The organism is Methyloversatilis thermotolerans, from assembly GCF_000372885.1.
GTDB classification, from domain to species: Bacteria; Pseudomonadota; Gammaproteobacteria; order Burkholderiales; family Rhodocyclaceae; genus Methyloversatilis; species Methyloversatilis thermotolerans.
On the sequence record NZ_KB889967.1, the window covers coordinates 3,666,013 to 3,687,837 of the forward strand.

Consider the following 21,825-nt stretch of genomic DNA (forward strand, 5'->3'; position numbering starts at 1 on the left):
GTTCGGGCAGGGGTGTAAAACCGTCAGGCGCGACGGCGCGCGGCGACGCCGATCAGACCGAGGCCGGCGAGCAGCAGGGCGTAGGTTTCCGGTTCCGGAACCGAGGCGGTGATGGTGTAGCCGAGTTGGCCGCTGCCCACGCCGTCGGTGTAGTCGGCGATGGCCAGCACGAAGGGGCCCGTGCCGTAATCATTGAAGAAGCGCAGGCTTGCGGCCTGGCCGGCGCCGGCGGTGGGATTGAATTCCGTGCCATCGGCATAGCCCACCAGCAGGGTGCTCAGCGAATCCGTGTTGATGCCGGAGTAGTTCTCGGTATCGGTTTCCACGCCGAACCAGACACCGAATATGACGTCGAGATCGGAACTGGTGGGCGTGATGGTGATGCTCACATCGCTCAGGAAGTCGGCGGTGAACGTCCAGAAGGTCCAGTTGCCCGAGCTGCCCAGGCTTTCCGCCGCGACCGTGCCGGCCGTGGTGCCGGAGCCGAAGCTGCCGGCGAAGGTGGGGGCGGCCGCGTGCGCGCCGAGGGACATGAGGCCGGCGCCGAGCGCCGCGGCCAGGATGGAACAGGTCTTCTTCATTGTGCTCTCCGGAGGTGGGTCAAGGCCCGGAGAGCTTGCAGGGGACCGATGTATCGTCAGTTAACCTCGCGTTAACTTCACGAGTACGCAAGTCATAGTCCGTTCGGCCGGGTGGGGTGCGCCGAACGGACTATCGGCGCCCCGGTGTCCGTCGAATGCGCGAGGTCAGCGGCGACCCGATGCGAGGTTGCTGGCCAGCGCGCCCAGTCGGGCCAGTGCCGCATCCACGCGCGCGTCCCAGCGCACCGCGCACATGAGCCGCATGCAGTTGCGGTACTTGCCCTGGGGCGAGAACATCGGACCCGGAGCCACGCTGATGCCGGCAGCCAGTGCCTGTGCCTGAAGGGCGAGCGCGTCCACCTGTTCCGGCAGTTCCACCCACAGGATGAAGCCGCCGGCCGGGCGCGTACAGCGGGTACCGGGCGGAAAGTGCCGCGAAATCGCCGTCTGCATGCGCTCCATCTGTTCGGCGTACTGACGCCTCACCTTGGCCAGATGCCGCTCCCAGCGGCCGGTGGACAGATAGTCGGCCAGTGCCCGCTGCGGCAGCAGCGCGGTGGACATGGTGCTGCCGTACTTGAGCCGCTCGACCTCGCGCCGCCAGCGGCCGGGCACGATCCAGCCCAGTCGCAGCCCCGGTGCCAGTGTCTTGGAGAAGGACGAACACAGCAGCACATGGCCGGTGCGATCCCATGCCTTGGCCACGCGCGGGCGCTCGCCGCTGTGCGCCAGTTCGCCATAGATGTCGTCCTCGATCAGCGCGATGCCGCGTGCGGACAGCATCTGCACGATGCGCCGCTTGTGCGCGTCGGGCATGCTGGCGCCCCCCGGATTGCTGAAGCTCGTGCAGATCAGGCAGGCCTTGACCGGCCATTTGTCCAGCGCCAGCTCCAGCGCTTCCGGGCTCAACCCGGTCTGGGCATCGGTGGGGATTTCCAGCGCCTTCAGGCCCAGCGATTCGATCAGTTGCAGCGTGCCGAAGAAGGTGGGCGATTCGATTGCGACCACGTCGCCGGGCTGTGTGGTGGCGCGCAGGGCCAGGGTCAGAGCTTCCTGGCAGCCGGTGGTGATGATCACGTCGTCGGGGTGCGTCTGGCAGCCGGATTCGATCGAGCGGCGCGCGATCTGGGTACGCAATACCTCTTCGCCGATGAATTCGCCATAGCGCGCACTGCCCGCATCGTCCGCGCGCAAGGCCCGGCTCAGGCTGGCCCGCACATCCTTCACCGGAAGGAAGTCCATGTGCGGAATGGCCGTGCTCAGTACCAGCAGATCCTCGCGATGCGAGGCGCGCATCACCTGCGCCACGCGCTCCGACATGGTGACCTCGCCTGGTGACTCGTCCTCGCAGGTCTGGTGCGCGCGCGGCGGCAGTGCTTCGGGTGTGCGCGCATAGAAGCCCGACTGCGGCCGCGCTTCGAGCCACCCCTGGGCTTCGAGCTTGCGATAGGCCGAAATGCAGGTGGCGATGCTCAGTCCCTGCTGCGAAGCGATCCGGCGTACCGAGGGCAGCCGTTGTCCCGGCGGATAGAGGCCGGCGCGGATGTCCGCACGCAGGCGATCGGCGAGCTGTTCGTATCGGTTCATCGCGGTTTCTCCGGCATGGGCGACACACCGCTCCCACTCTGACCGGTGTGTCGAGGCAACTGTAGTGCCGATGGTGTGAAGGTGGTCGGTACAGTTGCCGCCAGGCTCGAACGATACAGTGTGCGTTGAAGCCAAACTGTACCGGTTCTTTAACGAATCTCTGTGTGTTAATCGGTACAGTGCCTGTGATGCATGATGGGCTCCTCAGTCTGGAGGCCATCCCTCATGCCCATGATCACGCTGAATCTGTCGCGCAGACCGGACGCGGACACCATGCTTGCCGTCCGACGCGCCGTGCTGGACCTGACCGTCGACGTGCTGCGCAAGAAGAAGGCGCAAACCGCGCTGTCGGCGCAGAGTGTCGACGACTGGTCCGTCGGCGGAGTCCCGGTCGAGGCGCGGCAGATGGCCCTGCACCTGGAGGTGCGCGTGACCGTCGGCACCACCACGGCCCACGACAGGACGCGCTTCATGGCCGCTGCATGGAGCAGCCTGGAAGAGCTTCTGGGCCCCCTGCACCCGTCCAGCTACTGCATCGTGACCGAGGTGCCTGCCGACGCGTGGAGCTGCTTCAGCGAAGCCAAGGAACTGGCCCGTGCCTGCGAACGCCTGGCTCCGTGATCTGTATCGACGCATCGCCCTTGCCCGGCGTCGGGCACGGGCGGATGCCGAGCTGCGCGGCATGAACGATCTCGAGCTGCGCGACCTGGGGCTCGGGCGATCGGACATTCCGTCCGTCATTGGCGACCGGTTCGGCGGACATCCCTTTCGTCCGCAACCGGGAAGGAGAGCGTGACATGAACCTCAAACGACACTGCCTCGATATGGCGGACTACCACGCATGGGCCAGCGAACGCCTGCTCGCCGTGCTCAGGCAGGTGTCCGACGCCGATTATCGAGCTGACTGCGGCCTGTTCTTCAAGAGCCTGCACGGCACGCTGAATCATCTGCTGCTGGCCGACCTGATCTGGTATGGACGTTTCGTCGGCGAATCGCCCTCCGTTCGTTCGCTGGCCGATGAAGTCGAGCCGGATCGCGATGCGCTCGCGCAACGCGTGCTTGATCAGGCGGCGCGCTGGATCACGCTGATTCAGCAAGCCGATGAGGTGCGGCTGGGCAGCCCGCTCGGCTATCGCACTCTCTCCGGTCAGCAGGTCGCGTCGGTCTGGGCGTCCACCGCACTGCACGTGTTCAATCACGGCACTCACCACCGCGGTCAGATGTCTGCCGCCTTGACGCGCCTGGGCTTGCCGGCGCCTGAAATGGATCTGATCTATTTCCTGCGGCGCACGCAGTGATGCGTACGCCCGAACCGGTGGCCGAAGCCGTCGAGTTCCCGAGCGATGACGGATATCGCCTGCGCGGCACGCTGTGGCTGCCCGCCGACGGCAGCGTCCGGCGTCCTGCGGTGGTGATCTGCTGCGCGACGGGTGTTGCCGCGCGCTATTACGACCGCTTCGCGGCCTGGCTCGCGCAGCGGGGCCTGGCGACGCTCACTTTTGACTATCGCGGCATAGGCCTGAGCCGGCACGCCGGCCTCCGCGGGCTGCGCGCCACCAAGTTCGACTGGGGCGCACTGGATGCCGATGCGGCGATACGCTGGCTCGCCGGCCGCTTCCCGGAGCGCCCCCTGGTCGGCGTCGGCCACAGCATCGGCGGCTTCTGCCTGGGTTGCGCGCCGGCGAATGCGCGGCTTGCACGGCTGCTGCTGGTGGGTTCCCAGTACGCCTACTGGCCCGATTACGCAGCGCGCCAACGCGTGGGCTATCTGTTGCGCTGGCATCTGCTGATGCCGTTGCTCGCGCTGTGCATGGGCTACTTCCCGGGGCGCCGGCTGGGCTGGCTGGAAGATCTGCCGCGCGGGGTCGCGCTGGAGTGGGGCTTGCGGCTGTGGCCTGATTTCGATCGCCTCTACCCGTGGTTGCCGGCCGCACGAGGGCGGCCGGATGGCGCGGCGGCCCGCGCCGCTTTCGCGGCATGTCGGGCCGACGTGCTGGCCTGTGCAGCGGCGGACGACCCGTATGCCACGCCGGCCGCGATGCAGCGCCTGCTGGGCTGGTTCGTCAGCGCGCGTACGCGACAGGTGCAGTTCCTGCCGCAGCGTTTCGGCTTGAGCCGCATCGGTCATTTCGCGCCCTTTCATTCCGACATGCAGCACACGCTGTGGCCGCTTGCGCTGCGCTGGCTGTGCGGTGCATCGGCAGGCAGCGATGCAGGCGTGCGGGCATCAGCGACCGCGCAGCAGTGAGCGCATCGCCGCATCGCGCGGCAGCACGTAATCGTGCGCGGCGAGCGCCACATTGCTGGCCGGGTCGATCACCTTCAGGTTCAGGAACACCATGTCGTCCGCGGCGCCATAGGTGCCGACGATGACGGCGCGCGCCTGGTGGCTGATCGCCAGATCCTTGATTTCGCGCGTCAGTACCAGTTCGCCCTGGTTCTGCTTCACGTAGACGCTGTTGCGGAACTTCATTTCTATCATCCGGTAGCCGGCGCGCGAAAAGCGCGAGGACACCTGTTCCGATATCAGCCGCCCCAGCGTGGACGACTGTTCGAGTGCGTCGATATTCACCACCGTGGCGATGATGAGCGGATTGCCGGGTGCGATGCGCTCATTGATCTGCGCCATCAACGCTTCGGCCGCACGATAGTTGCTGGGAACGAAGCGGTCGCTGGCGGCCTGTTCATAGGTCGGGTCAGGCTTCGTGTCGGTGGCGCATCCGTAGATCGCGAACGTCGTGCAAATGACGAGGGGGAGCAGTGCGCGGCGCATGTCAAAGACCTCCCTGCATGCGTATCGGATGACCGCCGCTGCCCGGATCGTACAGCGCCCGGTCGCCATCCGCCGCGTAATAGACCAGGCTGCGATGCGCGAGGTAGCGCGCGCCATCGCTCACATGCACGGTGATCAGGATTTCGGTCGCCGGTGTGTCGCCACGCGCAAATTCGCTGGAGGCTGCGCGATAGCCGTCGTATCCGGCCACGCCGGCGGTGGCGGCGCCGGCTGCCGTGGCATCGACCGCCGCCAGCGCCCACAGACCGCTTGCGAGCAAGGTCAGACCGCCATGGTCTCGACTTTGCAGGCGATCGGGCGAGAAGCGCACGACCTGGGTATCGAAAGCCAGTATCAGTGCGTCGTGCGGACTGCGGCTCACCGCGTGCCCCTGCTCCATCAGTGCCGATGCGAGCTGACGCGCGAAGGCGCGCTCGAATTCGCTGCGCGAGGACGCCTCGTCGATATGGACCGGACGACTGTCGTTCAGGCCGGCAGCGAGCTGGCGCGCCACGTCACGCGCGATGGTCGCCCAGTGATCGGCTGCCTGCAGCTTGGGCTGTCGCGAGGTCGGGAAGTTGGTGGCGAGCGGTGTTTCGCTGTAGGGCGCGGCGCAGCCCGCGAGCAGGATGAGCAGGAAAAGTGCGCCATGCGGGATTGCGGCAGGGGTCATCTCGGCAGCCTCCGTTAATGACATATGAATATACAGGGCGAAAGCTACCAGAAATCACCGCGCTGCGGTCAACGATTGCCGGGCGAGGGACGACAATGGAGTGTGCTGGCGATGGCTACCGTACGCAGATGGATGTCGACGATGTCTTCGATGTCCGGTGCATAGCCTCCCGCCATGGCGATGGCCAGAGGCAGATCGCGGCTGCGGCAGAACCCGACGACGCGCCGGTCGCGTTCGGCCAGTCCCTGCTTGCTCAGCCGCAGGCGGCCGAGGCGGTCGCCCGCGTAGGGGTCGGCGCCCGCGAGATAGATCACGAACTGCGCGTGCAGGCGGGCTTCCAGTTCAAGCAGTGCGCGGTCCAGTGCGGCCAGATAGGCTTCGTCACCTGTGCCGTCGGGGAGGCCGATGTCGAGATGGCTGCGTTCCTTGCGGAAGGGGAAGTTGCGTTCGCCGTGCAGCGACAGCGTGAACACGTCATCCGAAGTGCCGAGAATGTCCGCCGTGCCGTCGCCCTGGTGTACGTCGAGGTCGATCACGGCGACGCGTTCGATGCCGCACTCCACCTGCAGCATGCGGGCGGCGACGGCGGCATCGTTGAACACGCAATAACCGGCGCCGCTGGCGCGCCTGGCGTGATGCGTGCCGCCGGCAAGGTTTACCGATACGCCTTCGTCCAGCGCGGTGCGGCAGGCGGCAAGGGTGGCGCCCGCAGAGCGGCGGCAGCGTTCCACCATCTGCAGCGACCAGGGGAAGCCGATCGCACGGATTTCCGGCGCCGTCAGCATGCCGCCCACGGCGCGCGCCACGTAATCCGCCTCGTGCGCGCGCAGCAACTGCTCATCGGTGGCGGGCGGCGGCTCGCGCAGCACGACCTGCGGCAACTCGGCGGCCACCCTCTCGCGCAACCGCCGGTACTTGTCCATCGGAAAGCGGTGGCCGTCCGGCAAGGGCAGGACGAAGTGATCGGCGTACCAGGCGATCATGCGATGACGAAACCTCGGCGGGCAGGGCGGCGCCGCTTCTGACAGGTGACATCACGGGCGGTTGCACAGGAACGGGCGTGCGCGTTGCCGGTCTGTGACCACATCCACGTGTCTGCCCCCGCGCGGACGTTCTCGCTTACCATCGGCCGCGACAAAAGGCTGAACGACACATGAAATACACCGATTTGCGCGACTTCATCGCGCAGCTTGAAAGTCTGGGCGAACTGAAGCGGGTTGCCCGCCCGGTGTCGCCCCACCTTGAAATGACCGAAATCTGCGACCGCGTGCTGCGGGCGCAGGGGCCGGCGGTGCTGTTCGAACAGCCGACCGGCCACGCCATGCCGGTGCTGGCAAATCTGTTCGGCACGCCCGGGCGCGTCGCGCTGGGCATGGGGGTGAGCGGCGGGCGCTGGGCGGAAGCGCTGCGCGATATCGGTCGCACGCTGTCCATGCTGAAGGAACCGGAGCCACCCAAGGGGCTGAAGGACGCCTGGGACAAGCTGCCGATGCTGAAACAGGTGTTCTCGATGGCGCCCAAGAAGGTGTCGTCCGCACCGTGCCAGACGGTCGTGATCGAAGGCCCGGACGTGGATCTTGCCACGCTGCCGGTCCAGCACTGCTGGCCGGGCGACGCGGCACCGCTTATCACCTGGGGACTGGTGGTGACGCGCGGCCCGGACAAGAAGCGGCAGAACCTCGGCATCTACCGGCAGCAGGTGATCGCGAAGAACAAGGTGATCATGCGCTGGCTGGCACATCGCGGCGGCGCGCTGGATTTCCGCGACCACGCGCGGAAGTTTCCCGGCACGCCGTTTCCGGTGTCGGTGGTGCTGGGCTGCGATCCGGCCACGATACTGGGCGCGGTGACACCGGTGCCGGACACGCTGTCCGAGTACCAGTTCGCCGGCCTGCTGCGCGGCAGCCGCACGGAACTGGCGAAGTGCATCGGCAACGACCTCGATGTGCCCGCCAGCGCGGAAATCGTGCTCGAAGGCGAGCTGTGTCCGGATGCCGCGCATCCGTCCGGCTACCAGCACGCGCCGGAAGGTCCGTTCGGCGACCATACCGGCTACTACAACGAAGTGGCGGAATTCCCGGTGTTCACGGTCACCCGCATGACGATGCGGCGCGACCCGATCTATCACTCGACCTATACCGGCAAACCACCGGACGAGCCGGCCATGCTGGGCGTGGCGCTGAACGAGGTGTTCGTGCCGCTGCTGCAGAAGCAGTTTCCGGAAATCACCGACTTCTACCTGCCGCCGGAAGGCTGTTCGTACCGGCTGGCGGTGGTGTCGATGCGCAAGCAGTACCCGGGACACGCCAAGCGGGTCATGTTCGGGGTGTGGAGCTTCCTGCGCCAGTTCATGTATACCAAGACCATCATCGTCGTCGATGAGGACATCGACATCCGCAGCTGGCAGGAAGTGATCTGGGCCATGACCACGCGCATGGATGCGAAGCGCGATACCGTCATCGTGGACAATACGCCGATCGACTACCTCGATTTCGCCAGTCCGGTGGCTGGCCTCGGCTCCAAGATGGGGATGGACGCGACCAACAAGTGGCCGGGTGAAACCAGCCGTGAATGGGGGCGGGTGATCGAGATGGACGCGGACGTGAAGCGGCGGGTCGATGCCATGTGGTCGGAACTGGGACTGTGAGCCTCTCGCCGCTGACGTCGTGCGTCTTCGAGCGGCAGAGGTCCGCGGTTTTCCGGTTTGACGGTCCGCATTCATCTTCAGCAAGAGGGAGTTCGAGCGATGGCTTTCGGCCTGTACATCATCGGTGATGAAATACTGTCCGGCCGCCGGCAGGACGGCCATTTCGCGAAGATGCGCGAACTGCTGGACGAGCGCGGCCTGCAACTGTCGTGGGTGCATTACCTCGGCGACGAGCGGCCGCGCCTGATCGACGCCTTCCGGCGGTCGTTCGCCAGCGACGACATCGTCTTCTCGTGCGGAGGCATAGGCGTCACGCCAGACGATCACACCCGTCAGGCCGTCGCCGCCGCGCTGGGCGAGAACTGCGTGCTGCATCCCGATGCGGAAGCGGAAATCCGCGCGCGCTTCGGCGCCGACATCACGGAAAACCGGCTGCGCCTGGGCGAATTCCCGGCCAGCGCACGCATCATCCCCAACCCCTTCAACCGGATACCGGGCTTCAGTTGTGGCGATCACCACTTCGTGCCGGGATTTCCCGAAATGGCGTGGCCCATGATCAAGTGGGTACTGGATACGCGGTACGCCCATCTGCATCACAGCCGTGACTGGGTGGAGGCGTCGATATTCGTGTTCGATGCGCACGAAAGCCGGCTGCTGGATCTGATGCAGGCGATCGAGGCGGACCACGGTGTCACGGTGTTCAGCCTCCCCAGCTTCGGCAACGCGCGCCACGGCCGGCCACACATCGAGCTGGGTGCGAAAGGCGCCGCTGACAAGGTGCCGCTGGCGATGGCGGCGATGCGTGCAGAGGTCCTGGCGCGCGGCCTGGTCATCGCGCTGGAGGATTGATCGCTTTCATCGCGTGAACGAAAAAAGCCTCGCCGAAGCGAGGCTTTTTCCTTGTACCGGAGAGCGGGTGAAGATCAGGCCGCAGCCTTCTTCTTCGCCGTGGTGCTGGCAGCGCCGACTGCGCGGACGGTGGCCGTGGTCGCGGCATTCACGTTCGCTTCAGCCAGTTCCACCGCTTGCTTGGTGGCCTTGGCGATGCTGTCGTAGGCGCTGTTGGCGGCGGCGATCGCCGACTTGACAGCGGCAACCGCGACGTCCGAACCCGCCGGCGCTTGCTTGGCGGCCTGATCAAGCGTGCTGGTGACTGCCTTGCTCATTTCGCCGACCTGGGTTTCCACCAGCTTGCTCACTTCTTCCTGGGTCTGCGACATGATTTCGTAGACGCTGCGCGAGTAGGCAACCGCCTTTTCGATGGACGGCTGCACCAGATTGCCCTGCAGCGCGACGATTTCCTGCACGTCCTTGGCGGCCAGCAGCGACTTCGCGTTGGCAACGCTGTCTTCCAGGATGGCGCGCGCGGTATTCAGGTTCAGGGCAGCCAGGCGTTCGGTGCTGGCGAAGGCCGTGTTGGCCAGGGTCAGCAGGGATTCGATGTTGTGCTTGTTTACGGCGGTGAAGTGCTCGGTCGTAAAGGCCATGGTGGGTATCTCCATACATTTATGTTGAAAGAGCGACCACGAACCGGGCATGACTGCAAGACACCCACGAGGTCACTTGATACGGCAGAACGCTCATCCCGATGACACGAAGGTTTTGCGCTGCACCATGAACAGGATTATAGAAACCGACTTCAGGATGTCAAGCGGTTTTGCTGCGCCGCACAAAAATAATTTTCCGGACTTTTTCCATATGAAACAAGATTGTGTGAACGGTCGTTCACATTTCGGCTGTGTTTCATGTGCGCTGCGCCGGCAGCCGTGGAAAGTGCTTCAGCGCAGCGAGGAAAGCAGGCGTGCTGCGGTGCGTGCGGTTTCCCGCCGGTAGGCTTCACCGAACAGCAGCAGGTGGTTGAGCAGATGGTAGAGGCGGTACAGATCGCGCCGCGACGCGGCACCGGGATCGAGCGGCGCAGCCTTCTGGTAGCTCGCGTACGTGGACAGCGGAAAGCCGCCGAACAGTTCGGTCATCGCGTAATCGGATTCCCGGTCGCCGAAGTGGACGGCCGGGTCGAATATCGCCGGTCTGCCATCGACCATGCCGGCATTGCCGTGCCACAGGTCACCGTGCAGCAGGGAGGCAGCGGGGCGGTAATCGAGGAAAAGTGCAGGAATGCGCTCTATCAGTGCTTGCAGCGTGCGCAGCAGTTCTCCGCGTTCGCCGTTTTCGATCAGCCGTGCGATCTGCGGTGCGATGCGCCTCTGTGCGTAGAACAGCGGCCAGGATGCCGCCCAGCCATTCTCCTGCAGGCTGTCGCCCAGCCAGTTGTCGCGCGCGAGGCCGTAGCGCTCGCCATGCCGTGCATGAAGACCGGCAAGCGCGTCGCCGAACAGCACGCCGTCGTCGTGACTGCGCAGCGGGGTCAGGTCCAGCCACTCCAGCGCCAGCCAGGCGTCGTTCCCGTGTTTACCCTGGCCGAACACGCGTGGCACGCGGAATCGGCCGGCGTCGGTCAACATGGCCAGTCCTTCGGCTTCGGCGGCGAACAGATCCGCCTGGGCAGCGGGGCGCGACTTGACGAACAGCGGGGCGTCGGCACTCAGGATGCGCAGCGCGCGCCGGGCGCCCACCGCCGGCAACTCGGTCACTTCCACCGCGGACGTGCCGAGCGCGGCGCAGATTTCGTGTGCCAGCCGGTTCATGTTCCGGGTGGCCAGCTATCCGCCAGCCTCACATTGGCAACCGACAACCGCGACGCCAGCACCTGCAGGAAAGCCTCGTAGAAGCGCATGCGACAGGTTTCCGACGCGCGGCGGATCTGCTCGCCATCGATGGCGCACAGCAGGCTGTCGGTCGTGGCGATCACGTCGTTGGCACGCAGCTTGCGCTCGCGCGCCACCACCGACATTTCGCCGCAGCACTCGCCGCCGGTCAGTATGGTGAGCGTTCGTCCGGATTTGCTGATGGCCAGTTCACCCTCCGCCACCACATAGAGCCGGTCGCCCTGTTCGCCGTCCTTCATCAGTACGGTGCCGGCGGCAATCCTCTCCAGGCGAGAGAATCGAGCCACCTCCCACAGTTCGACGTCGCTGAAGTCTCCAAAGAAGGCCAACGTGCGCAGCAGGCGGAACATTTCGGGCGCGGCCGAATCATCGTCGCGCGGCTTGAGCCGGCGATTGCGGAAGGCCTGCGCGAGGTCGTGCGTGAATTCGGCCCAGGTTGCATAGCGCAGACCGATGTCCTTCTGCATCGCCCGCGCGACGACGGCGTCGAGCGCCGGCGGAATGCCCGGCCGGTGCGCCGATGGCGGCGGCGGCTCGACATGGATGATCTGGTACACCATGCTGTACTTGTTGCTGGCCTGGAACGGCAGCTCTCCCGCCAGCAACTGGTAGAGCACCACGCCCAGCGAATAGATGTCGGTCTGGTGGTTCAGCGGCATTTCGCGCACCTGCTGCGGGCTCATGTAGGCGGGAGAACCCACGCCTTCCACCTGGGTGCGCTCCATGGTCGAGAACAGCGCGGCGCCGAAGTCGCTCAGGCGGATGTCGCCGTCGCGCGTGAGCAGGATGTTCGCCGGCTTGATGTCGCGGTGCGTCACGCCGATCTGGCAGGCGTAGTCGAGCGCCCGCGTGCACTTGAAAATGAGTTCGACGATGCGCTCTATCGGCAGCAGGCCGGGCCGTTGCGTATGGACTTCCAGTGTGCCGCCGGCCACGTAGTCCATCACGATGTAGGCGTGATCGTCGGCGATCACTGCATCATGTATCGCGACGATGTGCGGGTGTTGCAGCTTGTTCGCCAGCGAGGCCTCGTTGATCAGCAGTGTGCGGTGCAGCTTGCCGCGCACCGGGTCATTCAGCACGTCCGCGGCGATGCACTTGATCGCCACTTCCTGCTGGCTGGCTGGATCCCACGCAAGCCAGACCGTGCTGGTGCTGCCGCGGCCGATGATGCGGCGCAACTGATAGCGGCCGAGCGATGTGCCGGGCGCGTAGGCGAAGGGCACGTGCTCAGACACCGGTCAGCCGCTGGTTGGCCAGCGTCAGGCGTTCGACCAGGATGCGCAGGAAGGCGCGGTCGAAGCGATGGCGGCAGCTTTCCGATGCATGCGCCAGCGCCGCATTGGCAAGATGGATGAGCACGCAATCGGACAGCGTGGACACGTCGGCGCCGCGCGTGGCGCGCTCCGGCGTGAGATAAGCCATTTCGCCGACGCATTCGCCGGCCGACAGCACGTTGAGCAGCTTGCGGCCCCGGGTCACCTTCAGTTCGCCGTCCGCCAGGATGAAGAATCCGTCGCCTGCTTCACCCTCGCGCAGCAGAGACTGGCCGGCGCTCATGCGATGCCAGTCGCCCAGGCGCACCACCTCCCACAGCTCGACGTCGGAAAAGTCCTGGAAGAAGGGCAGCCGACGCAGCGAATTGAATTTCTCGCTGTCCGCGATGCGATGGTCCTGGTCGCGCTGCGCCTCCGCCCGGAAAGCCTCGGCGAGTTCGAAGGAAAACGCGTCCCAGGTCGGATAGCGATCATCAAGAGACTTCTGCAGCGCACGCATCACGATGTCGTCCAGCACAGGCGGAAGCTCGGGCCGCAGTGCCGACGGCGGCACCGGCTCGGCATGCGTGATCTGGTACATCATGCTGTAGTTGTTGCTGCCCTGGAACGGGAGCTGCCCGGTCAGCAACTGGTACATGACCACACCCAGGGAAAAGATGTCGGTCTGGTGGTTGAGCGGATGTTCCTTGATCTGCTGTGGACTCATATAGGCCGGAGAGCCGACGCCGGATACCTGCGTTTCGGTCGCTGACACCGACATTGCGGCGCCGAAATCCGAAACCTTTACGCTGGTGCCGGCCGCTGCACCCTCATCCGCCCGCATGAGGTTGGCCGGCTTCAGGTCACGATGGATGACACCCAGTCGCCACGCGAAATCCAGCGCGCGCGTGCACTTGAAGATGATTTCCAGCACATCCCCGACAGGCAGCAAGGAGCCCGGCTGGGTGTGCGCTTCCAGCGTGCCGCCGCGCACATACTCCATGACGAGGTAGGCCGGATCGGCATCGGCCACGGCGTCGTAGATCTGCACGATGTGCGGATGGGTGAGCTTGCCGGCAAGCGAGGCCTCCGCGACGAAGAACTTGCGCTGGTAGCGTTCCGATTTTCCGTCGCCATCACCCTCCTTGCGTGACACGATCTTGATCGCCACGTCGCGCCGGCCGAACGAATCATGTGCCAGATAGACCCTGGAGGTCGCGCCCTCGCCCAGCAGGCGCACGATGCGGTACTTTCCGATCAGGTCCATGGATGTCCGGGCGTAGTCAGGGGCTGGGTGGCGTTGTCGCGGCGGCGGTACCCGGCCGGGCGCCGCCGCCCGCTTCAGCCGGCGATCCGCGCTCGCGCGCGGGCGATGGCGGCGCGCACCTGTTCCGGTGCCGTGCCGCCCACATGGTTGCGGGCCGACAGCGAGCCGTCCACTGTCAGTACCGCGTACACCGTGTCATCGACCAGTGCGGAAAAGGACTTGAGTTCGTCCAGCGTGAGTTCCGACACGTCGCAGCCCTTCTGTTCGGCGAGTCGCACCGCCCGGGCCACCGCCTCGTGCGCATCGCGGAAAGGCAGGCCGCGCTTGACCAACCAGTCGGCGAGGTCGGTGGCGGTGGCATAGCCCTGGCGCAGCGCGCTCTTCATCGCGTCCGCCTTCACGCGCACGTTGAACACGCGACTGCCGTCCGCGGCGGTGTTGCTGCCCATCATGTCGGCATAGATGCGCAAGGTGTCGATCACCGTGTCGGCGGCGTCGAACAGCGGCTCCTTGTCTTCCTGGTTGTCCTTGTTGTAGGCCAGCGGCTGGCCCTTCATCAGCGTGAGCAGCGACACCAGGCTGCCATTGACGCGGCCGGTCTTGCCGCGCACCAGTTCCGGCACATCCGGGTTCTTCTTCTGCGGCATGATGGACGAACCGGTGCAGAAGCGGTCGGCCAGATCGATGAAACCCACGCGCGGGCTCATCCACAGGATCAGTTCCTCCGACAGGCGCGACAGATGGGTCATCAGCAGGCTGGCCGCGGCGCAGAATTCGATCGCGAAGTCGCGGTCCGATACGGCATCCAGCGAGTTCTGGCACACCTCGTCGAAGCCGAGTTCGCGCGCCACGAATTCACGGTCTATCGGGAAGGTGGTGCCCGCCAGGGCGGCTGAGCCGAGAGGAAGGCGGTTAAGCCGCTTGCGGCAGTCGGCGAAGCGTTCGGCGTCGCGGCGCAGCATTTCGAAGTACGCCATGAGGTGGTGGCCGAAGGTGACCGGTTGCGCCACCTGCAGGTGGGTGAAGCCGGGCAGCGGCGTCGCCGCATGGTGTTCCGCGAGATCGAGCAGTGCGGACTGGAAATCGCGGATCAGGCCGAGAATCGTGTCGATGGCATCGCGCAGCCACAGGCGGATGTCGGTCGCCACCTGGTCATTGCGGCTGCGGCCCGTGTGCAGCCGCTTGCCTGCATCGCCTACCAGCGTGGTGAGCCGCTTCTCGATATTGAGATGGACATCCTCGTCGTCAAGATTCCAGTCGAATGTACCGTTCTCGATTTCCTGCGCGATCTGCGCCATGCCTGCGCGGATCGCATCCAGGTCGGCCTGGGCGATGATGCCCTGCTTCGTCAGCATGGCCGCGTGGGCAAGCGAGCCCTGGATGTCCTGGCGCCACATGCGTTGGTCGAAGAACACCGACGCGGTATAACGCTTCACCAGATCGGACACGGGTTCGGAAAATCGGCCCGACCACGCCTTGGTCGGCTCGGACTGAGAAGGTTGGCTCATGATGGACGCGCGGTGATGTACGGCGGAAAACCCGCAATTATAGGCTACCCCGGTGAACGGCCCGACAGGAGGGCGGGATGAGGCCCGCCCGCACGCCGGACTGGCGCAATCTGGGCGTGATGCTGCGCGTGGTGCTGCTGGTCAATGCGCTCGCGTTGCCGGCCCTGCTGGCACGCAACCGCAACTGGAACCTGTTGCCGCTCGATGCGCTGGAACTGGCTGCCCGCATCGAGCCGGCGCTGTTGCTGGCCTTGCTCACCCTGTTCGTGCTGGCGCCGGTGTTCGCGCGGCTCGGCGTGCGCGCTGGTTGGGCGCTGGTTGCGCTGGTGTCGCTGGCGGCTGCGCTGGGGTCGGATCTGCTCAACGCCTGGGATGCCTCCACCGGTACCGGCCTGCCGGTGCGCGAGCTGCTGTGGTCGCAGCTTGCGGCTCTGGCGGTGATGGTCTATTTCACCGTGCAGGAGCGTGCGCTCGGTCCGGCCATCGCCCAGGCCCGCATGATGGCGCTGTCGGCGCGCATCCGGCCGCATTTCCTGTTCAACAGCCTGAACGCGGTTCTGGGCATCATGCGCAGCGATACCCGGCGCGCCGAACGCGCGCTCGAGGAGCTGTCCGACCTGTTCCGCGTGCTGATGCGCGAAAATCGCGATCTGGTCACACTGGGCGACGAACTGGCGCTGTGTCGCCAGTACATCGAGCTGGAAAAGCTCAGGCTGGGCGAACGCCTGAACGTCATCTGGGACACCGAGGGCTGTCCGGATGACGCGCGGGTCCCGCCGCTCATGCTGCAGCCCTTGCTCGAGAATGCGGTCTATCACGGCGTCGAGCCGTTGCCGGGGCGCGGCGAGGTGCGCGTCCGGGTCGAGCGGGCCGGGCGTGATGTGGTGATCGCGATCGACAATCCGGCGCCGGATCCGTCCATGGTCCGCACCGGTCAAGCGGGGGGCAATCGCATGGCTCTGGACAATATCCGTGAACGCCTGATGCTGTTCTTCGATCTGGAGGCGCAACTGGACGCGGGGTTGCAGGACGGCGTCTATCGCGTGCGTATCCGCTTTCCTTACCGGGTGGTGACATGAGACCGCTGCGGGTGTTCATCGCCGATGACGAGGCACCGGCGCGGCTGCGGCTGCGTGCGCTGCTGTCCGACATCGAGGGCGAACTGCCGACCCGGGTGGTGGGCGAGGCGAGCAATGGCGTCGAGGCGGTCCAGGCGCTCACCGCTCTGGCGGGCGACGATAGGGCGGATGTGGTGCTGGCGGACATCCGCATGCCCGGTTGCGACGGCGTCGAACTGGCGGAGCGTCTGTCCGCGCTGTCGCGTCCGCCGGTACTGGTGTTCTGCACCGCGTACGACGAGTACGCGCTGCGGGCCTTCGAACTGAAGGCGGTCGATTACCTGGTCAAGCCGGTGCGTGCGGCACGTCTGCTCGATGCCCTGCGCCGGGTGCCGGAGCGCCAGTCGGTGGCTGCACTGGGGGGGCGCGTCTATCTGTCATGCAGCGAACGCGGTCGCATCCAGCGCGTCGCGGTGGCCGACATCCTCTATCTGAGGGCGGAACTGAAGTATGTGACCGCGCGTACCGTCGAACGCGAATACCTGATCGAGGAGGCGCTGGCCTCGCTGGAGCAGGAATTCGCCGCGCGCTTCGTGCGCATCCATCGTAACTGTCTGGTTGCGCGCGACGCGGTCGCCGGTTTCGAACATGTGCGCGACAGTGCCGAGGGCCACTGGGTCGTGCTGTTGAAGGGGCTGGAAGAGAAACTGCCGGTCAGCCGCCGGCAATGGGCCCAGGTCAAGGCCGGGTTTGCCGACCTTGGCAAGGGAGGGTAGGACGGCTTGGCACAGCCAGCCCGTTCAGCCGGCGCGAAGCGATGCTTTGCGAAACCCCTGCTTCGTCCACGGTTTGCCCTGCATGGCAAACCGGTTACGCAGGCGCGAAGCAGTGCTTCGCGAAACCCCTGCTTCACCCACGGTTTGCCCTGCATGGCAAACCGGTTCGACAGGCGCAGCGCATTGCGCTGCGCAACCCCTGTCTCACCCACTGTTTCGCAGGGCGGCGGCGATGCCGTTGATGGTGAGGTGGATGGAGCGGCGGGTGCGTTCGTGGCGGTTGCCGCTGCGGAAGCGGCGCAACAGTTCGACCTGCAGGTGGTTCAGCGGCTCCATGTAGGGGAAGCGGTTGCGGATCGAGCGCGCCAGCAGCGGGTTGGTCGACAGCAGGTCGCGTGTGCCGCTGATCTGGCCGACCGCGTCTATCGTGGCTTCCCATTCCGCGCGTATGCGTCCGAAGATGGCTTCGCGCAGCGCCACGTCGTCCACCAGTTCGGCGTAACGGCTGGCGATGGCGATGTCGGTCTTGGACAGCACCATGTCCATGTTGGACACCAGGGTGGCAAAGAAGGGCCATTCGTGCAGCATGGTCTGCAGACGTGCGAGCCCGTCAGCATGTTTGGCACGGTACTCCTGGACTGCGCTGCCGAAGCCGAACCAGCCGGGCAGCATGAGCCGGCATTGTGACCACGAGAACACCCAGGGGATGGCGCGCAGGTCATCGATGCGTTGGCCTTTCTTGCGCGACGCCGGACGCGAACCGATGTTCAGTTCGGCGATTTCCGTGATGACGGTGGAATCCCAGAAATATTTCTCGAACCCGGGGGTTTCATAGACCAGGTTCCGGTACGCGCGGAAGGCGTACCCGGACAGTTCTTCCATTGCGTCGGTGAACTCAGGCGGCACTGCGGCTTCCCGCTTGCCGAGCAAGGTGGCTTCGAAAGTGGCTGCCGCGAGCACCTCGAGGTTGCGCCGCCCCACTTCCGGATTGGAATACTTCGAGGCGATGACTTCACCCTGCTCGGTGATGCGGATCTGTCCCTGAACCGCGCCGCCCGGTTGCGCCAGGATGGCCTGGTAGCTCGGTCCGCCGCCGCGGCCCACCGAACCGCCGCGCCCGTGGAACAGGCGCAATCTCACGCTGTGGCGCTTGAACACCTGCACCAGCCTTGTTTCCGCCTTGTAAAGCTCCCAGCCCGAGGTGAGGAAGCCGCCATCCTTGTTGGAATCCGAATAGCCCAGCATCACCTCCTGCGTGGTGCTGCGCGCGTCGAGCAGCACGCGCCAGATAGGAATGGTGAACAGCCGGTCCATGATGCGCGGCGCATTGCGCAGATCGCCTATGGTTTCGAACAGCGGGATGATGTTCATCGCCGCCCGCCGTTCATGCACGTTCACCAGGCCGACTTCCTTCAGGATGAGCGCCACCTCCAGCATGTCCGATACGCCATCGGTCTTGGAAATGATGTAATTGGGCAGCGCAGCCTCGCCATAGAGCGTGTGCATTTCCGCCGCAGTGCGCGCGATCGCCAGTTCCCCCTCGGTTTCCGCCGAGAACTGCATGAAGCTCGATGTGAGCGGGCGCGGGGTTCCCAGTTCGTTGATCAGCACCTCGATGCGCTGTTCCTCGCGCAGTTCGAGGTAGTTCGGGCACACGTGGGCGTTGGCCAGCAATTCGGCAACCACCCGCTCATGCACATCGGAGTTCTGCCGCAGATCCAGTGCCGCCAGATGGAAGCCGAACACGCGGGCGGCGTGCCGCAGCCGGCGCAGCCGGCCACGCGCGATCAGCGCCGACTTGTGCGCCACGAGAGAGTCGTGGATCACGTCGAGATCGCGCACGAATTCCGCGGCATCCGGATAGGGGTCGGCTTCGCCCACCGCCTTCCACAAGGGTTCGTGCTGGTCGAGGTTGCGCGCGGTGACGGCGAGGCGTGCGTAGATGCCGGCCAGTGCGCGCCGGTATAGCTCGTCCTCGCGGTGCGGCGACTTGTCCGGCGCGGTCGCGGCCAGCACGCGCAGTTCGTCGCTCGCGTTGTTCAGCAGCGTGGTGGGCGACAGGTCGGTATCGAGAATATGGACCTGGGTCAGATAGTAGTCGAGCGCCTTGGCCGACTGCACGCGCAGCGTGGCGCGCAGCACATCGGCCGTCACGAAGGGGTTGCCGTCGCGGTCGCCGCCTATCCACGATCCCATGCGCAGGAAGCTGCCGATATCCCGCTTGTGTTCCGGGAAGGCGGCGGCGAGCTGGTCTTCGACCACGTTATAGACGCGTGGCAGTTCGCGCAGGAAGGTGTAGTCGTAGAAGGACAGTCCGTTGACCACTTCGTCGCCCACTGAAAGCCGGGTGCGGCGCAGCATGCGCGTCTGCCACAGCGAGGTGACCGTGCGGCGGACCGCTTCGTCGCGCTCTTCCAGCTCGGCCGGCGTGAGCCGCATGCGGTCGCGTTCGTCGATCAGCCGTGCGATCTTCATTTCCTGGCTCAGTATGCTCTTGCGCTGTACCTCGGTCGGGTGGGCGGTCAGCACCGGCACCACCAGCCCGTCGCGGAAGAAGGCGAGGATTTCGTCGGCCGGCACCCCGGCTTCGAGCGCCTTGCCCAGCGCATTGGCCAGCGTGCCGGGTCGCGGCGGGTCGCCGGCAATGGCGTGGGCGCGTGCGCGGCGGATATGGTGCTGGTCCTCGGCGATGTTGGCCAGATGCAGGAAGTAGCTGAATGCACGCACCACGATGATCGCATCATCGTCGGACAGGCTGTTGAGCAGCTTGGCCAGTTCGGCCCGGGCGTCGTGGTCGTCGTCGCGGCGGAAGCGCACGCAAAGCTGGCGCACGTTCTCGATCAGATCGAACATGCGGCTGCCTTCCTGCTCGCGCACCACGTCGCCCAGCATGCGGCCGAGCAGGCGGATGTCGTCGAACAGTGGCTTGTCCTTGTCGTCGGCAGCGCGATCGTGCACTGCAACCGGCGTCTGGGCCTGTTGATTCACTTGCAATCCTTCCAGAATGAAAATCTGTTGTCCGCGCATCGCCGGCCGGCACTGGCGCTGCGATGTTCTTATCCGGGGCTGCTAGAATTCGGGCCGATTCGCGCGCTGCCTGTAGGCATGAGCTCACGCTGGCGCGCGGTGTGTCCACCTCACGCCTTTCTTCCATATGGATCATCCGGCCGGCCCGGCGGATCGTGTTGCGGCGGTGCGCGCGCAGACGGTTCCGCAGCAGGAAACCCAAGCTTACCCGAAGCCCGGGCGCATCGTGATCGCCTCGCGCGAGTCGCGGCTGGCGATGTGGCAGGCGGAACATGTGCGTGACAGACTGTCATTGCTGCACCCCGGCACGACGGTGGACATCCTCGGCATGACGACGCGCGGCGACCAGATTCTCGACCGGCCGCTGGCCAAGGTCGGCGGCAAGGGTCTGTTCGTCAAGGAACTGGAGGCGGCGCTGCTGGATGGCCGTGCAGACCTCGCGGTGCATTCGATGAAGGATGTGCCGATGACGCTGGCCGATGAGTTCGCCCTGGTTGCCACGCTCGAGCGCGAAGTGCCGCAGGACGCCTTGGTGTCGGCACGCTATGCCTGCCTGGAGGACATGCCGCCGGGCGCCGTGGTGGGCACATCAAGCCTGCGACGGGAAGCGCAGTTACGGGCGAATTTCCCCTATCTGGCGGTGAGCAGCCTGCGCGGCAACCTCGATACCCGGCTGCGCAAGCTGGACGAAGGTCAGTACGACGCCATCATCCTGGCGGCGGCCGGCCTGAAGCGGCTCGGTCTGGGCGACCGCATCCGCGCGCTGCTGCCGGTGGAGCTGTCTTTGCCGGCGGCTGGACAGGGCGCGCTGGGTATCGAGGCGCTGTCTTCGCGCCCCGAGGTGGCGGCCTGGCTGGCGCCTCTGGTATGCGCGGAAACCGATGCCTGCGTGCGCGCCGAGCGCGCCGTGTCGCGTGCGCTGGCCGGCTCCTGCGAAGTGCCGCTGGCCGCCTACGCGGTGATCGACCACGACCGGCTGTGGCTGCGTGCCCGGGTTGCGCTGCCCGATGGCAGCCGCATCGCCGCTGCCGAGGTGAAGGGCGAGCGCAGCGACCCCGAAGCGGTCGCTGCGGAATGCGTGGCGGCGCTGCGGGCCGAAGGTGCGCAGGCCATACTCGACGACCTGGCGCCCCGATGACCCCGGCCGGCGTGCTCGACGGCCTCTGGATTCTGGTGAGCAGGCCGCGCGCGCAGGCGGCTTCGCTCAGTGCCGCCATCCTTGCCGAGGGCGGCCAGCCCCTGGCATTCCCGTTGATCGACATCGAGCCGCCGGCGCACAGCGACGAACTGAAAGCAGCCATGGACGAGCTTGATGGCGCCGCGCTTGCCATCTTTGTCAGCGGCAACGCGGTCAGTTACGCGCTCGATTACATCCTGGGCCGGCGCGGCTGGCCGCCGTCGCTTGCCGCCGCGACCGTCGGCGAACAGTCGGCAGCCGCCTTGCGGGCTCGCGGTCTGCCCGGCGTCATCGTGCCGCAAGGGCGTTTCGATTCGGAAGCGCTGCTCGCACTGCCCGAGCTGTCGGACGAACGGGTGGCCGGCCGGACGGTGCTTGTCTTCCGAGGGGACGGTGGCCGCGAGCTGATGGTCGATACCTTGCGCGCGCGTGGCGCGCGCGTGGTTCCGGTGACCTGTTACCGTCGTGTGCCGCCAGCCGACGGTGCGCCGCTGTGTCGCGCGCTGGCACAGGGCCGTCTGCACGCGCTGACCGTCACCTCGTCGGAAGCGGTGCGCAATCTGTGCCATCTACCGGGGCTGGATTGCCTGGATGCGCTGCGCGCGTTGCCGGTGTTCGCCCCGCATGCGCGCATTGCGGAGCAGGCACGCGCCGCCGGCTTCAGTTGCGTGATCGAAACGGATCCTGCCGATGCCGGCCTGATGAAAGGTCTGGTCGCCTATTTTTCTTCCTCGCTGAGGAATCTGTGCTGACGCTCATGTACTGA

At 65.9% G+C, this 21,825-nt stretch carries 21 protein-coding genes; 10 read left to right on the forward strand and 11 right to left on the reverse strand.

What is annotated here, in order from left to right:
* Positions 1-23: 23 nt before the first annotated feature.
* Both A3Q7_RS0116710 and A3Q7_RS0116715 read right to left on the reverse strand, forming a co-directional pair.
* Positions 24-581: an FxDxF family PEP-CTERM protein gene (locus tag A3Q7_RS0116710; RefSeq protein ID WP_018413056.1), complete on the reverse strand. Its 558-nt coding sequence runs from the start codon at positions 579-581 to the stop codon at positions 24-26.
* 165 nt (positions 582-746) lie between these two features.
* Entirely contained in the window at positions 747-2,168 is a 1,422-nt protein-coding gene (locus A3Q7_RS0116715; protein WP_018413057.1) for an aminotransferase-like domain-containing protein, read from the reverse strand.
* A 225-nt stretch (positions 2,169-2,393) separates the two neighbouring features.
* On the opposite strand from A3Q7_RS0116715, the gene A3Q7_RS0116720 reads away from it, so the two are divergent.
* From A3Q7_RS0116720 to A3Q7_RS20015, 4 genes are read left to right on the forward strand one after another with little or no spacing between them, the layout of a single operon-like run.
* Positions 2,394-2,789 carry a hypothetical protein gene (locus A3Q7_RS0116720; RefSeq protein ID WP_026224956.1) on the forward strand — a complete coding sequence of 132 codons (396 nt, stop codon included), beginning with the start codon at positions 2,394-2,396 and terminating at the stop codon, positions 2,787-2,789.
* Positions 2,764-2,964 (forward strand): DUF1127 domain-containing protein, encoded by a 201-nt coding sequence (locus A3Q7_RS20615; RefSeq protein ID WP_077231373.1) that lies wholly within the window; start codon positions 2,764-2,766, stop codon positions 2,962-2,964. Before A3Q7_RS0116720 ends, A3Q7_RS20615 begins: the two co-directional genes overlap by 26 nt.
* 1 nt (position 2,965) lies before the next feature.
* A complete protein-coding gene (locus tag A3Q7_RS0116725; RefSeq protein ID WP_018413059.1) occupies positions 2,966-3,466 on the forward strand; it encodes a DinB family protein in 501 nt (166 codons plus the stop codon).
* Positions 3,466-4,416, forward strand: a complete 951-nt coding sequence (locus A3Q7_RS20015) for an alpha/beta hydrolase family protein (protein WP_018413060.1) — start codon at positions 3,466-3,468, stop codon at positions 4,414-4,416. The genes A3Q7_RS0116725 and A3Q7_RS20015 overlap by 1 nt, the downstream gene beginning before the upstream one ends.
* Here the strand turns inward: A3Q7_RS20015 and A3Q7_RS0116735 are convergent.
* The 3 genes from A3Q7_RS0116735 to A3Q7_RS0116745 form a co-directional block, all read right to left on the reverse strand.
* The gene (locus tag A3Q7_RS0116735) at positions 4,396-4,941 is read right to left on the reverse strand and encodes a FlgO family outer membrane protein (protein WP_018413061.1); all 546 of its coding nucleotides are present in this window, start codon (positions 4,939-4,941) and stop codon (positions 4,396-4,398) included. The genes A3Q7_RS20015 and A3Q7_RS0116735 overlap by 21 nt on opposite strands.
* 1 nt (position 4,942) lies before the next feature.
* On the reverse strand, positions 4,943-5,614 hold the full coding sequence (locus tag A3Q7_RS0116740) for a hypothetical protein (protein WP_018413062.1): 672 nt from the start codon (positions 5,612-5,614) through the stop codon (positions 4,943-4,945).
* 68 nt (positions 5,615-5,682) lie between these two features.
* Entirely contained in the window at positions 5,683-6,597 is a 915-nt protein-coding gene (locus A3Q7_RS0116745) for a histone deacetylase family protein (protein ID WP_018413063.1), read from the reverse strand.
* 170 nt (positions 6,598-6,767) lie between these two features.
* Here A3Q7_RS0116745 and ubiD point away from each other — a divergent pair, with 170 nt between their 5' ends.
* Positions 6,768-8,261 carry a 4-hydroxy-3-polyprenylbenzoate decarboxylase gene (gene ubiD, locus A3Q7_RS0116750; protein WP_018413064.1) on the forward strand — a complete coding sequence of 498 codons (1,494 nt, stop codon included), beginning with the start codon at positions 6,768-6,770 and terminating at the stop codon, positions 8,259-8,261.
* Between the two features lie 99 nt (positions 8,262-8,360).
* Positions 8,361-9,110 (forward strand): competence/damage-inducible protein A, encoded by a 750-nt coding sequence (locus A3Q7_RS0116755; RefSeq protein ID WP_018413065.1) that lies wholly within the window; start codon positions 8,361-8,363, stop codon positions 9,108-9,110.
* 74 nt (positions 9,111-9,184) lie between these two features.
* Here A3Q7_RS0116755 and A3Q7_RS0116760 read toward each other — a convergent pair whose 3' ends face one another.
* The 5 genes from A3Q7_RS0116760 to argH all read right to left on the reverse strand — a co-directional run bounded on the left by A3Q7_RS0116760 (position 9,185) and on the right by argH (position 15,021).
* Positions 9,185-9,748, reverse strand: coding sequence for a phasin family protein (locus A3Q7_RS0116760; RefSeq protein WP_026224957.1), 564 nt, complete (start codon positions 9,746-9,748; stop codon positions 9,185-9,187).
* Between the two features lie 291 nt (positions 9,749-10,039).
* Positions 10,040-10,909, reverse strand: coding sequence for a fructosamine kinase family protein (locus A3Q7_RS0116765; RefSeq protein ID WP_018413067.1), 870 nt, complete (start codon positions 10,907-10,909; stop codon positions 10,040-10,042).
* Positions 10,906-12,216, reverse strand: a complete 1,311-nt coding sequence (locus A3Q7_RS0116770) for a serine/threonine-protein kinase (protein WP_018413068.1) — start codon at positions 12,214-12,216, stop codon at positions 10,906-10,908. The genes A3Q7_RS0116765 and A3Q7_RS0116770 overlap by 4 nt, the downstream gene beginning before the upstream one ends.
* Before the next feature lie 4 nt (positions 12,217-12,220).
* Positions 12,221-13,513 (reverse strand): protein kinase domain-containing protein, encoded by a 1,293-nt coding sequence (locus A3Q7_RS0116775; RefSeq protein WP_018413069.1) that lies wholly within the window; start codon positions 13,511-13,513, stop codon positions 12,221-12,223.
* Positions 13,514-13,587: 74 nt separating this feature from the next.
* Positions 13,588-15,021, reverse strand: a complete 1,434-nt coding sequence (gene argH, locus A3Q7_RS0116780) for an argininosuccinate lyase (protein WP_018413070.1) — start codon at positions 15,019-15,021, stop codon at positions 13,588-13,590.
* A gap of 77 nt (positions 15,022-15,098) precedes the next feature.
* On the opposite strand from argH, the gene A3Q7_RS0116785 reads away from it, so the two are divergent.
* Both A3Q7_RS0116785 and A3Q7_RS0116790 read left to right on the forward strand, forming a co-directional pair.
* Entirely contained in the window at positions 15,099-16,100 is a 1,002-nt protein-coding gene (locus A3Q7_RS0116785; RefSeq protein ID WP_018413071.1) for a sensor histidine kinase, read from the forward strand.
* Positions 16,097-16,855 carry a LytR/AlgR family response regulator transcription factor gene (locus A3Q7_RS0116790; protein WP_018413072.1) on the forward strand — a complete coding sequence of 253 codons (759 nt, stop codon included), beginning with the start codon at positions 16,097-16,099 and terminating at the stop codon, positions 16,853-16,855. The genes A3Q7_RS0116785 and A3Q7_RS0116790 overlap by 4 nt, the downstream gene beginning before the upstream one ends.
* A 204-nt stretch (positions 16,856-17,059) precedes the next feature.
* Here A3Q7_RS0116790 and ppc read toward each other — a convergent pair whose 3' ends face one another.
* Positions 17,060-19,843: a phosphoenolpyruvate carboxylase gene (ppc, locus tag A3Q7_RS0116795; protein WP_077231411.1), complete on the reverse strand. Its 2,784-nt coding sequence runs from the start codon at positions 19,841-19,843 to the stop codon at positions 17,060-17,062.
* Positions 19,844-20,009: 166 nt separating this feature from the next.
* On the opposite strand from ppc, the gene hemC reads away from it, so the two are divergent.
* Complete coding sequence (gene hemC / locus A3Q7_RS0116800) at positions 20,010-21,020, forward strand: hydroxymethylbilane synthase (protein WP_018413074.1); 1,011 nt, start codon at positions 20,010-20,012, stop codon at positions 21,018-21,020.
* The gene (locus A3Q7_RS0116805; RefSeq protein ID WP_018413075.1) at positions 21,017-21,811 is read left to right on the forward strand and encodes a uroporphyrinogen-III synthase; all 795 of its coding nucleotides are present in this window, start codon (positions 21,017-21,019) and stop codon (positions 21,809-21,811) included. Before hemC ends, A3Q7_RS0116805 begins: the two co-directional genes overlap by 4 nt.
* Positions 21,812-21,825: the final 14 nt, after the last annotated feature.